We start from the raw sequence: 14,273 nt of genomic DNA on the forward strand, positions 1-14,273 counted from the left end.
TGGAATTAGTATTTCGTTTGCAGGAATTTGAAGGTCCACTTGATTTACTACTTTACCTGGTCAGAAGGCGCAAAATAAATGTGCGCGAGATTTCTATTTCGCAGTTAGCAGATGAATTCATTGAACATGTAGAGCAGATGAAAAAGCTCGATCTGAATATCACATCTGATTTTCTCACCACGGCAACGCAACTTATGGAAATCAAAGCCAGATACATGATACCTGCTCTGAGCGAAAAAGAAGTTAAAGAACTAAAAAAACGCGAAGAAGATATATACAGGAGGCTGGAACTTTATGAACAAATAAAGCAACTCAGTGAAGACCTTCAGAATAGAGTTAAAAGTATGGCTGGAAGGAAAGCGGTCCGTCTGGCTGCCCTACCTCAAATAGAACATGAAAAACTAACCCTTGTCCTTCAATCAGCTTTACAGGAGATCAGCATAAAAAAAGCCGTCTACAAAATTAGAAAACAATCGATGACAGTTGAACAGGCAATGGAAAATATACTGGAAAATTTGTCAAAAGATCAGGAAATAAATCTCTACGATATTTTAAAAAAAGCCGAAGATCGCTACCAATTGATAATATATTTTCTTGCTATACTGGAACTCATTTTTTTCAAAAAAATCTCACTTTTTGAGAAAGAGAATGATTTTATCTTGAGGGGGAATGGGTTTGAAGCTTAATGCCATAATGGAGGCACTTATATTTGCATCAAAAGGCATGACAGTACAGCAACTTGCAAAAATAGCAGAAATAACAGAAGAACAGGCTGAAAAGGCTCTTTATGAATTATCCCGGCACTATGGCGGCGAAGAACATGGCGTGGAGCTTAAGAAGATAGGAGATGTTTATAGGTTCTACACAAAACCTGAATATTCAGAGTTTGTGAAAAAAATTGGTAAAACAATTTATTCAAAACTTTCTGCCGCACAGATGGAAATAGTAGCCGCAATAATACTCAACGGTCCTTCAACGGTTCAATCGTTAAATGAAATGAGAGGCAAAGATTCTTCTGCCATCGTGAGATTTCTGCACAAATCCGGAATTCTGGTGAGAAAAAGACATGGGAACAGTTATTTATATCAGCTGAGCGAGAATTTCAAAGACTTTCTCATGATAGAAGAGGTGCTCGAACAATTCGAGCACCTCAAGCAAGCTAAATACGAACCTTCTTCTGAGGCTTGACAAAATTACAGACTCCATGGGGGCATTTCTCAACGCCAACATGGCTCAGAAAATCATGTTCAAAATTGTTTAAAATAGATAGCAAGGGCACGTTTATACTTTGGCCAAGCCCACAGAGAGAAGCTTCCTGTGTGATAATGGCTATTTTTCTGAGCGTTTCAAGGTCTTCTTCTTTACCCTGGCCCTTACTCATTCTCTCAAGTATTTGCACAGATAGTCTTGTGCCTTCTCTACAGGGTGTGCACTTTCCACAAGATTCGTGCTCAAAGAACATCATCGTATTTAATGCCACGTCAACAGGACAGGTATCTTCCGACATTGCCAGTATGACGCCAGATCCTATGGATACACCATGATTCTTGAAAGAGTCATAGTCAAGCGCTACATCAAGTTTGTCTACACCAACAAATGTTCCAGCTGTTCCGCCAGTCTGTACCATGTAAAGTTGCTTGCCGCCAACGAGACCTCCACCAAATCTGTAAATTAAATCACGAACAGTCACGCCCATTGGGACTTCAACTATTCCACGCCTGACAACATTACCAACAAGCGAGAAAACCTTCGTTCCTGGAGAAGAAGGTGTTCCAAAAGACTTAAACCAGCCCGGGCCATTTTGGATAATGGGCGGGATATTCGCAAAAGTTTCAACGTTGTTTATCACAGTCGGTTTGCCAAACAAACCATTTGTTGGTGGATATGGCGGTTTTAACCTTGGCCTGCCAGATTTTCCTTCGATCGATTCAAGCAAGGCTGTTTCTTCACCACATATATATGCGCCCGCACCAAGTCTCACAACGAGGTCAAAATCAAATCCACTTCCCATTATGTCTTTTCCAAGAAATCCATACTCGTAAGCATCTTTTATCGCTTTCTGGATATTTTCTACAGAACCGTAATACTCACCTCTTATATATATGTATCCCTTAGTTGCTCCAACTGCATAGCCACAAATCACCATCGCTTCAATAACAGAATGTGGATCCCCTTCCATTATCAATCTGTCCTTAAAAGTACCTGGTTCTCCTTCGTCTGCGTTACATACAACATACTTCTGATCGGCTTGAACTTTCGCTGTCAAATCCCATTTGAGCCCTGTGGGAAAACCGGCACCACCTCTACCACGAAGACCAGATTCTTTTACCCAGTCTATTACCTGATTGGGTTTCATTTCTTTCAAGACTCTGTGTAATGCGAAATAACCATCTCGCGCTATATATTCATCTATGTTCTTTGGGTCTATTAATCCCACGTTCCTCAAAACAATTCTTGTTTCAGCGCTGACTTTTTCTTTTTCAACGACCAATTTCAGTTTCTCTCTGGGTATTTCTAAAGAGAGCACTGTTCTACCTTTTAAAAGGTGTTCCGTAGCTATTTTTTCTACATCGGAAACTGTATTAACTGAATAATAAACATCATCCGGGAAGACAGCCATTACAACTCCCTGAGTATAAACACCCATTGAACCTGTCTCAAGAACATCCACTGTGTCTTTCAGGTTGTATTTTTCCACAAGCTCTCTCAAGTAGTTAACAAACTGCCTTGCACCAAGTAAAACACTGTTTGAATCAACTGAAACGAGTACAAGCATAGGTTTCATTGTTTCTCACCACCCTGGCGAAGGCTTTCGATAATTTCTCTGATTTTTTTGACAGTAAGATCACCATAATATTGATCATTTATCATGATAACAGGAGCCACGCCACATAGGCCTAAACAACTTGTAGTTTCAAGCGTGAACAGTCCATCTTCCGTTGTTTCACCAAATTTCACATTGAGCATCTCTTGAATTGCTTTAACAATTTCCCTTCCTCCCGTGACATGGCATGGTAAATTGACACACACTCTTATGACATACCTTCCAAGTGGCTTCGTAGAGAACATTGTGTAAAAAGTCAGAACTTCATAAACCTTAGATGGTGGAACATTGAGCTCTTCAGCAACTATTTCAGCTGCTTCCGGGGGTATGTAATTTCCAAAATGATCCTGAATTCGATGCAATATGTTAATGAGTATATCTCTTTCTTCAAGAGACTGAGAGCTAACCTCTTTGATAAGCGCGCACACCTTCTCACGATCAATCATGAAAATGCCTCCTTCTTATGGCGATACTTTGCTTATAGCACCGAACCTGCAAACCTCAATGCAGCTACCACATCTTATACAGATATCGTTGTCTATAACATGAGTCTTTCTGACCTCGCCTGATATAGCATTCACAGGACAGACTCTCGCGCAAGCTGTGCAGCCAACACATTTTGCAGAATCTATCACGTATCTTATCAAGTTCTTGCATTTTAACGCAGGGCATCTCTTTTCTTTGACATGTGCTTCATATTCATCGCGATAATACTGTAAAGTGCTCAAAACAGGATTGGGTGCAGTTTGCCCAAGACCACACAATGACGTATCTTTTATCACATTTGCAAGCCTTTCGAGTTCTTCCAGATCCCTTTCAGTTCCTTCGCCCGAAGTTATCTTATCCAGAATTTTCAGCATCTGTTTTGTACCTTCTCTGCATGGTGTGCATTTTCCACAGGATTCGTCAACAGTAAACTCCAGGAAAAATCTGGCTACATCAACCATACAATCATCTTCATCCATAACAATCATTCCGCCAGATCCCATAATAGCCCCAAGCTTTTGAAGAGATTCGTAATCAACAGGTGTGTCAAAATAATCTGAAGGTATACAACCACCGCTTGGCCCACCTGTTTGAACTGCTTTGATTTTCTTTCCAGTTGACGAACCTCCACCTATTTCATACAAAAGCTCCTTAAGCGTTATCCCCATGGGAACTTCTACTAAGCCTGTGTTGGTTATTTTTCCAGCGAGAGCGAAAACCTTGGTACCAGGGGATTTTTCAGTCCCTATACTTCTGAACCAGTCTGCTCCCTTTATTATTATTGGTGGGATACAGGCAAGCGTTTCAACATTGTTGATCACTGTAGGACATCCCCAAACACCACTTTGAGCTGGATATGGAGGTTTCACCCTCGGTTGACCCCTTTTGCCTTCAATTGAAGCTATCAAAGCGGTTTCTTCTCCACAAACAAAAGCTCCTGCTCCTATTCTTATCTCAATATCAAAGCCAAAATTGCTATCCATTATATTTTCGCCAAGAAAACCGTATTCTTTTGCCTGAGATATTGCTGCATTTAGTCTCTCAATAGCGAGCGGGTATTCCGCACGAACATATATGTATCCTTGATTTGCTCCTATTGCATAACCAGCTATCGCCATTGCCTCGAGGATTGTGTGGGGGTCACCTTCAAGCACAGATCGATCCATGAACGCTCCTGGATCTCCCTCGTCTGCGTTGCAGATGATATATTTTTTCTCTCCTTTTGACTTTCTGGTGAGTTCCCATTTGAGTCCGGTTGGAAAGCCTGCACCACCTCTACCACGGAGCCCACTCTTTTTTACTTCCTCAACAACCTGGTCCGGACTCATATGCTTTAAAACTTTTGCCAGAGCAAAATAGCCATCCCTGGCTATATACTCCTCTATGTTCATAGGATCTATGTATCCGACATTTCGTGTAGCAATTTTCACCTGTCTTGCAAAAAAAGGCAGCTTTTCGACGGCCTCCGGTACTGTTTCACCTGTAGGCATCTTGTAAAGATGTTCTTTGACAATTCTTCCTTTCAAAATGTGTTCCTCTACAATTCTCCTGGCTGCCTGAGGCGTCAATTTTTGATAAAATACGCCTTCAGGATAAATAACCATCAATGGACCAAGGCTGCACGCACCCATGCACCCGGTTTCAACAACCCTAACAACCTCGCTCAACGCATACTTCTCTATCTCACTTTCAAGAGCCTGCTTGACACTTTCCTCACCAGCGGAGATACAAGCTCCTCCTGCACAAATAAGTACTGTGGTTGCAGTCAACGGCACTCAGATCACCTCTTCTTATATTTCCCCTTTTCTAACCAAAAGATCTGTCACGACTTGATTTGACATTATATGAAGCTTGACGATTCTCTTGGCATTCTCTGAATTGACATGTCCATAAACAACTGGCTCCTGACCCTCAATCCTCACTTCAACGGTTGGTTCTACTTCACAAAGTCCCATGCATCCAGATTGAACAACTGCTATGTCATTAATGTTATTCTCATCAAGCGCTTCGACGATCGCTTTCAGAGTATCTTTTGCTCCAGCTGCAATTCCACATGTTCCCATTGCCACTGTGATTTTTCCTCTTTTGCCTGCATCTCTGAGCTGAAGTTCTTTTATTGCTTTTTCTTTGATCTTCATAAGTTCTTCAAGAGATTTTATTTTGCTCATCTATTTGTTCACCTCCCTGTATTTTTCAATAATCCTCGGAACCATGTCTGGCTTGACTCTTCCATAGAAATCTTTTTCACCGACAAGTACCACCGGAGCCATACTGCAAGCTCCAAGGCATCTGACTGCATGTACTGAGAACTGACCATCTTTGGTTGGCTCTTCAGCTGAAGTAGCAAGTTCTTCAAGAAATCTTTCAAATATTCTGTCTGCGCCCTTTACGTAACAGGCAGTGCCAAGGCAAACTTTGACCTGCACCTTGCCCTTTGGTCTTGTTGAAAAAAAGTTGTAAAATGTCACGACACCATAAACTTGTGAAACAGGAATTTTTAGCATCTCTGCTATGTGATTCTGTACCTCGGGTGAGAGATACCCGAAAAGTTCCTGCGCTTTCTGAAGAACCGAGATGAGCTTGTCTGGTTTTGCTCCTGTTGAAGCTATGTACTCATCCAACTCTTTGAAGAGACGCTCTCCTGTAGTGCAAGTATCAGGCAACTGCTTCACCTCCTGTTAATAAATTCACAAATCTAAGTCGATTATACCATCGTAATCACCAAAACTCACATTCTAAATTCACCTTTGCCTTACAGAAACAATTCTTTTTAGACTATATAATCAATATGTGAAAATAAAGTATAATTAAAGCCAGGTGAAGAACTTGCTCGAACTTTTAGGGAAAAAGATTCAGTGCAATTGTGGAAAAATTCACACGATACCAAGCGTTAATATTGTATGGGATAGATTCAGCAATACATATTTTTCCAACAAAAAATCCCTATTTGTTGCAGATGAAAATACAACCAATCTATCAAATTTGTCCGGAAAAAATGTGCTTATCCTTACAGATCCTCGCAGAGTAACGGCAACTGTGGAAAATGTTGATAAAGTTCTGAAAATCTTAGGCAATGAAGATATGATTGTCTCTATAGGGTCTGGAAGCCTTACAGATATTGCAAAATATGCTGCTTATCTTTCAAAAAAGGAATTTTCCTGTGTTCCAACCGCTCCATCAGTTGATGGTTACACTTCATCTGCTGCCCCATTGATGGTGAATGGTATCAAACAAACTCTTGACGCAAAAACTCCCAGGACAATTATTCTCGATATTGATATTCTGAGGAATTGCCCGCTCGATCTTTTAAGAGCTGGCATTGGAGATATCTCAGCAAAAGTGATAGCAAGATTTGACTGGTTATTGTCTCACCATATAACCGGTGAATACATTTGTGATTTTTTCTGGAACAATTTGGAAGATGTGCTGTTTGAATTGTTGAAAGATGTAAATAATATTTTCCAGAGGGAAAAAAATTTCGTCTCAAAATTGATGACAGCTCAGTTGATCTCGGGGCTCAACATCACAGTTGCGGGAAATTCAAGGCCTGCATCTGGATCAGAACATCTGATTTCACATTTTCTGGAGATGGTTTATGAAGCCCGGGGAGAATTGCCACTGTTCCATGGATTACAGGTTGCTATGGGAACATATATATCCCTTCATGCATATGAAATTTTGTTTGAAGATATACCGCTCGAGAAATCCAGCGATAATCTGGAAGAGAAAAAAAGATCCCTGATTCAACTTTTTGGGCCAAAAAAAGCAGAGAATTTCTTGCGGATATACAGAAACAAAAATATGGTAAAAATTGCAAATCTGAATAAAATAAAAAAATCACTCGAGAAAACCTATCTGCGGTTTTCTCCGCTGCTTAAAAATGTCTGTAAAGTTATAGATGTCGGGGAACTTTTTAAAAACTATTCCAGGGATGTTATAAAACAGGCAATTAATCTTTCAAATATGCTGAGGGAAAGATACACGGTGCTTGATTTTCTTGATTCTTCAGGTATTTTGAAATCCTTTTCTGATTGGATAGTTGAAAAAGCAGGCCGGTGATGATTGTGAATAAGATTTCCAAAAATGCAAAAATAGGACTGAATGTGAAACTGGGTTTTAATGTCGTTGTGGAAGATAATGTAGTGATTGGCGATGGAACAGTTCTTGGAAATAACGTTGTAATTCACAAAGAAACAGTTGTTGGGAAAAATTGCGTGATTTCCGACAATACTGTGCTTGGCAAGAAACCTTTCAGATCTTCAATTTCTTCCACAACATTTGAAAAACAACTACCCCCTCTGACAATTAAAAACAATGTTACGATAGGCGCTGGTTGTATTCTGTACATTGGTGCAGTTCTTTCTGACAACGTCTTTATAGGAGATCTCGCAGTTATAAGAGAAGAGGTTGAGATAGGTGACTACACAGTTATTGGAAAAGGAGTGACCATTGAAAATAAATGCAAGGTTGGAAAGTACGTGAAAATAGAAACAAATGCTTATATAACAGCCTTTTCAGAAATAGAAAGCTACTGTTTCATAGCTCCTGAAGTTACATTCACCAATGATAACTTTCTTGGTCGGACAGAAGAGAGAAGAAAATACTTCAAAGGTCCTCTTATCAAAAAAGGGGCTCGTATAGGAGCCAACGCAACCATTCTACCAGGCATTGTTATAGGAGAAGATGCCCTTGTAGCTGCTGGTAGTGTTGTTACGAAAAATGTTCCTGCCAGAAAGATAGTTATTGGCGTCCCGGCCAGAATATGGAAAGATGTTCCAGAAGACCAATTACTTGAAAATCAAATTTTTTACAAAGACCAGTGATTTTACCACGGAAAGGCTATTTTACCGAGCACAGCTGGTCTTTTTGCGCCGGTAACAGATGGCATACCTGTGGTAACTCCATTCAAAAATTCATTTGCGAGCAACGCCATGCAGATTGCTTCTCTGGCTTTTGCGAATGTTCTGTTTGGTACAAAAACCCTGTAACCAAATCTCATGAGATCTTCCAGCAGCAATTTGTTAAAAGCTCCACCACCGAAAACATATATTCTTTCCACCTCTGGAAGATATCTTTTCATATTTTCATGAACGCAGAACGCAGTAAAATAAGTCAGAGTTCTTAAAACATCGAAGCTTCCTTTTTCAATGCCTTCTATAAATCTCTCGTTATACCATTCTCTTCCAGTAGTTTTCGGTGGTCTTTTATTCAAATATTCCTGATCTCTGCGGATCAATTCATGCAAAATTTTATCGTCTACCTTCCCTCTTCTGGCAAGTTCACCATCTTTATCAAAAAGTATCCCAAAACTTTCTTTAACATACAAATCTATCAAGCAATTTCCAGGACCTGTATCGAAAGCTAAAACTACATCATTTATGTAAGTAATGTTAGCAATTCCTCCTATGTTTAAAACAACTGTATGTGGTCTCTTAAAGAACACCCAGTCAAAATAAGCAGTTATAGGGGCTCCTTCACCACCCAGAGCAACATCTTTTGTTCTGAAAGAATGAATAACTGGTAGATTTGTCTCTACTGCAATTACATCAGCTTCACCTATTTGCAGAGTTGCTCCATTTTCCGGAAGATGATAAACAGTCTGGCCGTGATAGCCTATCGCATCAATTTCCTGGGACAGTTGCTTTAGCATAGCGGCATGAATTCTGGCTATCTCAAAGTTCATGAAAGTTACATCCTTCACAGTACTTTTTGAAGGATCGTAGGTTTCAATAATCCTCTTTTTGAATGTTTCAGGATAGTCGAAGCTTCTAAAATCCAGCAGCTTGAATTTCGTTTCCCTCGATGCCCCATCAAAAGAAACAACGGCGATGTCTAATCCATCTGCACTTGTACCAGACATCAATCCTGCAATAGTTCTTTTTTTCTTATCTAAAAGTTTCAAAAAATCGGCCCAGTACATTCTATCCCTCCGAACACAGCGTTGTGAAGCAATATTCTGATTCTCGTAATTTCATCTTCGTGCCTCTTTATGAATCCTTTGTTTGTCAAGAAAATTACAAACAGACCGTCTTCTCTGCACCAAATAGTTGTTCCTGTAAACCCACTGTGACCGAAAGCTTTTTCAGAAAGCATATCTCCGCTGCTCGTACCACTTGTCGGGCACATCCAGCCTATGTGTCTTTTGCCCTCGCCTACCTCAACAATTTTCTGGGTAAATAATGAAACTACGTTCATAGGAACTATCTTACCTGATAACAAAGAATCCATGAAAATATATAAATCTTCCACACTGGAAAACAATCCAGCATTACCACTTACACCACCCATGTAATATGCAAGTTCATCGTCAGGCATACCAATCAATCTTTTACCGTCTCTGATCGATGTTGGGGCTATGTTTTCGTGAAATCCTGGGGAAAATCTGGTAATCTTCATTCCAAGGGAATCAAAAATACCATATACAAATTTATCAAACGGCATTTCCACAACTTTTTCAACTATCGCCATCAATGTTATAAAATTCAAGCAGGAGTAAACTATTCTTTTCCCCGGCTCGCTGACAGGTTGAATCCTTATTATTTCTTCAAGAAGTTCTCTTCCATTCAAAAATCTCCATAAATCGGAGTATGGCTGCATGCCAGATGTGTGTGTCAAAAATTGAAAAATTGTTATATCTCCCTTTGGCTTTTCAACATTCAAAAACCTTCCGGCTGTATCACTCAAATGAAGGAATCCATCAGCGAAAAGTTTCATAACAGCTGTTGTAGTTGCAACAACTTTTGTCACACTCGCAAGATCATAGATCGTATCAATTTTCGTTTTTCTTTCAAAATCCAGTGTCCCATATGCATTTTTATAAAGTATTTCGCCTGGTCTTGCTATCAACACAACACATCCGGGGTAAATTTTGTTCAAACCAGATTCAACGATTCTATCAACATTTCGAAAAACGCGCTGTAATTCACCCATTTTTTCACACCTCACCTATAAAACATGCAACTTTGTGTTGATTATTTCCGAGTAATACTGGTTTTTCTTTCTCACATCGCTCAATTTTAACCGGGCATCTTGTAGAAAATGGACATCCTTCAGGTGGATTAACAGGACTTGGTGGTTCACCTGAGAGTTTTATTCTGGACAGCCTTTTTTCTTCCGGATTCCAGCTTGGTGTAGATTCCATCAATGCTTTCGTATAAGGATGAACCGGATTTTCAAAAACTTCTCTTGCTTCTCCACACTCAACCACATTCCCTAAGTACATAACTATCAATCTATCGCTCATGTGATATACCACATCAAGGTTGTGTGATATGAATAAATAAGACATTTTATATTCCTCTCTCAACTGTTGAAGCAAATTTATTATCTGACTCTGGACAGATATATCAAGCGCCGAGGTTGGTTCATCGCATATTATTAGCTTTGGCTTGAGTGCTATGGCGCGTGCTATAGCTATTCTCTGGCGTTGACCACCCGAAAACTCGTGTGGATATCTGGAAAGGTACTCTCCATGCAACCCAACCTTTGAAAGCAATTCCCGTATGTATTCTTCCTGCTCTTTTTTAGAAGAAAAAACATTATGCGCTTCTAACGGTTCTTTAACAACATCTGCAATAGTCATTCTTGGATCAAGTGAGTTGAATGGATCTTGAAAGATCATCTGAACACTCCGCCTGAAAGTCTTTTCAATCTGTCTTGGTAATTTTTTCGAAATATCGACCCCGGAAAAATTTATCTCACCGGCAGTGGGTTGAAGAATCTTTGCAACAACTCTACCAAGTGTGGTTTTCCCGCAGCCAGATTCACCCACAACACCAACTGTCTCGTTTTCACATATCTCAAGATCTATTTCTTCAAGCGCTCTTACCCATCCACTGATTTGCAAAAATACCCCGGATCTTATTGGAAAATATTTTTTCACTTTTTTCAAGGAAATGATCACTTTTCATCGCTCCTTGCATACAACCAGCACGAAACACCCGTTCCGTCAATGAAAAATTCAGGTGGTTCCTGCTCTATGCATACATTTTTCGCATACTCACATCTCGGGTGAAATCTACAACCTTTCGGAAAATTTGTAGCACTTGGGACGTAGCCGGGCACATATGGCAGCAATTTTCCTTTGTACTCTCTTCTAACGCGGGATCGCAATAAACCTTTGGTGTAAGGATGTTTTGGACTTTTAAAAATTTGTTCGACTGTCGCACGTTCTACTATTTTTCCAGCGTACATAACATGCACTCTGTTTGCCAATTCTGCGACAACCCCAAGATCATGGGTTATAAAAATTACAGATGTTCTATAAGTGCTTTGAAGGTCCCTAAAAAGGTTTAGAACCTGGGCCTGAATAGTGACGTCCAGAGCCGTAGTTGGCTCATCTGCTATCAATACATCTGGATTTGTCAACAATGCCATGGCTATCATTATTCTCTGGAGCATCCCTCCGCTCATCTCGTGTGGATACTCATCGAATCTTTTTTCTGCGAGGGGTATCTGTACTTTTTTGAGCATATCTATACAAAGTTGTCTGGCTTGATCTGGATTGCAATTAAGATGTGCCATGGCAACTTCCATCATTTGTTTTCCAACTGTGTAAAGAGGATCGAAAGAAGACATGGGTTCCTGAAAAATCATCGAAATCTTTTTTCCTCTGATTTTTCTGTATTCTTCGTTAGAAAGTTTCAACAAATCTATTTCACCATATCTGATACTTCCCTGCACGATTGCAGGTGGGCATTTAATAAGGCCAAGTATAGTCATAACTGTGACAGATTTTCCACAACCAGATTCTCCAACCAAAGCAAGTACTTCTGCCTCATTTAAGTGAAATGAGATTCCATCCACAGCTTTCACGATTCCATCAGGTGTTCTGAAATACGTCTTTAAATTTTCAATCTGCAGAATTTTCTTCATATTTTTTCAACCACCCTGTATGGATCAAGTGCATCTCTGAGCGCATCTCCAACAAAATTGAAGGCAAGAACAGAAATCATTATAAAAATACCCGGTATTAAAAGCCACGGGCTTGTCGATAAAGTTGAAAGAGATTGAGCCTGCTTTAGTAAGAGTCCCCAGCTTGTCATTGGCTCTTTTATACCAAGCCCAAGAAAACTTATCGCACTTTCACCAAGAATCATTCCAGGTATGGAAAGGGTTGAAACAACTATGAGATAACTCATTATGTTTGGAATAAGATGTCTTGTTATAATTTTGAAATCGGATACCCCTGCAACTTTGGCTGCCAAAACAAATTCTTTTTCTCTCAAACTAAGCACCATCCCTCTTACCACTCTTGCAACTCCCATCCACCCGATGAGGGACAGAACCACTACTATACCAAAATACACCCACGTACTCGGCCAGCTTGGAGGAAGAATTACTGCAAGCGCAAGCCAGAGAGGTATCCTTGGAAAAGATCTGAGTAATTCTATAAATCTCTGTATCAGAACATCTATCCATCCGCCATAGTAGCCAGATATGGCACCCATAATAGCCCCGATTACAACACTTATAAGTGTTCCAACAAGGCCAACAGTGAGTGATACTCTACCACCCATCAAAACTCTTGAAAAAAGATCTCTGCCAAATCTATCAGCACCGAAGAGCAAGAGCATCGCTTCAGATGAACTTGCTTGAATGCCAAAAAGATGAATATCTGTTTCAAATAGCCCCCAAAATCTGTATTTTTCACCACGGACGAAGAATTTTATCGGATAAATCTTTGTTTTATCCTCTTCATATCTAACCATAAAAGTTACAGGATCTCTTGTTTTTTTCAAACCGTAAATGAAAGGTGATCTTAACTCTCCATTGTGGATTATTCGTATCCTTGTTACAGGAGCGTTTGTGAATCTACTGTGTGTTTCTTTGTAATTGTATGGGGAAATGAAATCAGCAAATATAACAAGCAAATACATCACAATCAAAATCCAGAAACCTATCACGCCGAGTTTATGTTTTTTAAATTGAGAAAGTACTCTTTTCCACGTTGTCATGCAGTTTTCACCTCAACTAACCCTGATACGCGGGTCAAGTACTGCAAGGGCAATATCCGCTAATAGATTTCCAATTTGGGTTATCAGTGCTATAAACATCAAAAATGTCATAACGAGATACTGATCATGATTTAACAGCGCGTTGTAAAAAAATGGACCAATCGTAGGCAGGTTCAAAACAATAGAAGCAATTATTGTGCCGCTGAATATATTAGGCAATTCCATGCCAGCGATACTGACAAGTGGGTTCAGCGCATTTTTGATAATATGCCTTTTCACAACTTTCTCACTTAATCCCCTTGCTCTCAGTGATGTGACAAAGGGTGATCCCATTATGTCAAGCATGTTTCCTCTCATTATTCTCATCAAACCAGCAAGCCCACTGACCCCCACGACGATTACTGGAAGCCAGATGTGGTTGAGTAAATCCACAAATTTTTCCCAGCTCCATGGAGCACCTATAAATTGTGGGGAAAAAAGCCCGCCAACTGCTGTGCCGCCTACTTTGAGTATCAGGTACATCAAAACAAGCGCCATGAAAAACTCAGGTATAGAAAGACCTATGAAACCCACAACGGTTAAGGTATAATCGCCAGCAGTGTAGGGATGAAATGCAGAATAGATCCCCATTGGAATTGCTATCAACCATTGAAAAACTATGGTAAACAAGGCTATTGCAACTGTCCATCCAAGTCTTTCCCATATTAACTCAACAACAGGTCTTTGATAAGAAAAAGAATAACCAAAATCACCTTTCAACACAATATTTTTTATCCACATAAAATATCTTTCATATGCAGGTTTATCAAGTCCAAGTTCTTTTCGCAGAGACTCTATCTGTTCAGGTGATATCCTCGGATTTTCAAGATACTGAGACAGAAAATCCCCAGGTTGTAATTCCGTCACAACAAAACACACAATAGATATTAAAAACATCATTGGAATCATTATCAATACTCTCCTGAGAATGAATGACCACATGACAAGTCCTCCAAAAAAGCTTCCCC

At 39.9% G+C, this 14,273-nt stretch carries 15 protein-coding genes; 4 read left to right on the forward strand and 11 right to left on the reverse strand.

Going from position 1 to position 14,273, the window contains the following annotated elements; all coding sequences use genetic code 11:
- The first annotated feature begins 17 nt into the window (after nucleotides 1–17).
- Together TEL01S_RS07760 and scpB are read left to right on the forward strand one after the other, a co-directional pair.
- The gene (locus TEL01S_RS07760) at nucleotides 18–686 is read left to right on the forward strand and encodes a segregation and condensation protein A (protein ID WP_012003548.1); all 669 of its coding nucleotides are present in this window, start codon (nucleotides 18–20) and stop codon (nucleotides 684–686) included.
- Nucleotides 670–1,188 (forward strand): SMC-Scp complex subunit ScpB, encoded by a 519-nt coding sequence (gene scpB / locus TEL01S_RS07765; protein ID WP_012003549.1) that lies wholly within the window; start codon nucleotides 670–672, stop codon nucleotides 1,186–1,188. Before TEL01S_RS07760 ends, scpB begins: the two co-directional genes overlap by 17 nt.
- Here the strand turns inward: scpB and nuoF (TEL01S_RS07770) are convergent.
- Genes nuoF (TEL01S_RS07770) through TEL01S_RS07790 form a run of 5 tightly spaced genes read right to left on the reverse strand, consistent with a single transcriptional unit; the run spans nucleotide 1,160 to nucleotide 5,973 of the window.
- On the reverse strand, nucleotides 1,160–2,785 hold the full coding sequence (gene nuoF / locus TEL01S_RS07770; protein ID WP_028843863.1) for an NADH-quinone oxidoreductase subunit NuoF: 1,626 nt from the start codon (nucleotides 2,783–2,785) through the stop codon (nucleotides 1,160–1,162). The two genes, scpB and nuoF (TEL01S_RS07770), sit on opposite strands and share 29 nt — an antisense overlap.
- Nucleotides 2,782–3,270, reverse strand: coding sequence for an NADH-quinone oxidoreductase subunit NuoE (gene nuoE, locus TEL01S_RS07775; protein ID WP_028843862.1), 489 nt, complete (start codon nucleotides 3,268–3,270; stop codon nucleotides 2,782–2,784). Before nuoE ends, nuoF (TEL01S_RS07770) begins: the two co-directional genes overlap by 4 nt.
- A gap of 15 nt (nucleotides 3,271–3,285) precedes the next feature.
- Nucleotides 3,286–5,085: an NADH-quinone oxidoreductase subunit NuoF gene (nuoF, locus tag TEL01S_RS07780; RefSeq protein ID WP_028843861.1), complete on the reverse strand. Its 1,800-nt coding sequence runs from the start codon at nucleotides 5,083–5,085 to the stop codon at nucleotides 3,286–3,288.
- 15 nt (nucleotides 5,086–5,100) lie between these two features.
- The gene (locus TEL01S_RS07785; protein WP_012003553.1) at nucleotides 5,101–5,478 is read right to left on the reverse strand and encodes a (2Fe-2S) ferredoxin domain-containing protein; all 378 of its coding nucleotides are present in this window, start codon (nucleotides 5,476–5,478) and stop codon (nucleotides 5,101–5,103) included.
- The gene (locus TEL01S_RS07790) at nucleotides 5,479–5,973 is read right to left on the reverse strand and encodes an NADH-quinone oxidoreductase subunit NuoE family protein (protein ID WP_012003554.1); all 495 of its coding nucleotides are present in this window, start codon (nucleotides 5,971–5,973) and stop codon (nucleotides 5,479–5,481) included.
- 154 nt (nucleotides 5,974–6,127) lie between these two features.
- On the opposite strand from TEL01S_RS07790, the gene TEL01S_RS07795 reads away from it, so the two are divergent.
- Complete coding sequence (locus TEL01S_RS07795) at nucleotides 6,128–7,369, forward strand: sn-glycerol-1-phosphate dehydrogenase (protein WP_232504355.1); 1,242 nt, start codon at nucleotides 6,128–6,130, stop codon at nucleotides 7,367–7,369.
- A gap of 5 nt (nucleotides 7,370–7,374) precedes the next feature.
- Nucleotides 7,375–8,133 (forward strand): acyltransferase, encoded by a 759-nt coding sequence (locus TEL01S_RS07800; protein WP_012003556.1) that lies wholly within the window; start codon nucleotides 7,375–7,377, stop codon nucleotides 8,131–8,133.
- A gap of 2 nt (nucleotides 8,134–8,135) precedes the next feature.
- Here TEL01S_RS07800 and TEL01S_RS07805 read toward each other — a convergent pair whose 3' ends face one another.
- Genes TEL01S_RS07805 through TEL01S_RS07830 form a run of 6 tightly spaced genes read right to left on the reverse strand, consistent with a single transcriptional unit; the run spans nucleotide 8,136 to nucleotide 14,247 of the window.
- Nucleotides 8,136–9,230, reverse strand: a complete 1,095-nt coding sequence (locus tag TEL01S_RS07805) for an anhydro-N-acetylmuramic acid kinase (RefSeq protein WP_028843859.1) — start codon at nucleotides 9,228–9,230, stop codon at nucleotides 8,136–8,138.
- A complete protein-coding gene (locus TEL01S_RS07810) occupies nucleotides 9,209–10,240 on the reverse strand; it encodes a serine hydrolase domain-containing protein (RefSeq protein ID WP_012003558.1) in 1,032 nt (343 codons plus the stop codon). Before TEL01S_RS07810 ends, TEL01S_RS07805 begins: the two co-directional genes overlap by 22 nt.
- A 4-nt stretch (nucleotides 10,241–10,244) precedes the next feature.
- Nucleotides 10,245–11,213 carry an ABC transporter ATP-binding protein gene (locus TEL01S_RS07815; protein ID WP_012003559.1) on the reverse strand — a complete coding sequence of 323 codons (969 nt, stop codon included), beginning with the start codon at nucleotides 11,211–11,213 and terminating at the stop codon, nucleotides 10,245–10,247.
- Complete coding sequence (locus TEL01S_RS07820; RefSeq protein ID WP_012003560.1) at nucleotides 11,210–12,184, reverse strand: ABC transporter ATP-binding protein; 975 nt, start codon at nucleotides 12,182–12,184, stop codon at nucleotides 11,210–11,212. Before TEL01S_RS07820 ends, TEL01S_RS07815 begins: the two co-directional genes overlap by 4 nt.
- On the reverse strand, nucleotides 12,181–13,266 hold the full coding sequence (locus TEL01S_RS07825) for an ABC transporter permease (RefSeq protein ID WP_012003561.1): 1,086 nt from the start codon (nucleotides 13,264–13,266) through the stop codon (nucleotides 12,181–12,183). The genes TEL01S_RS07820 and TEL01S_RS07825 overlap by 4 nt, the downstream gene beginning before the upstream one ends.
- 12 nt (nucleotides 13,267–13,278) lie before the next feature.
- Nucleotides 13,279–14,247 carry an ABC transporter permease gene (locus TEL01S_RS07830; protein WP_012003562.1) on the reverse strand — a complete coding sequence of 323 codons (969 nt, stop codon included), beginning with the start codon at nucleotides 14,245–14,247 and terminating at the stop codon, nucleotides 13,279–13,281.
- Nucleotides 14,248–14,273: the final 26 nt, after the last annotated feature.

Origin of the sequence: Pseudothermotoga elfii DSM 9442 = NBRC 107921, from assembly GCF_000504085.1 — a bacterium.
Taxonomy (GTDB): domain Bacteria; phylum Thermotogota; class Thermotogae; order Thermotogales; family DSM-5069; genus Pseudothermotoga_B; species Pseudothermotoga_B elfii.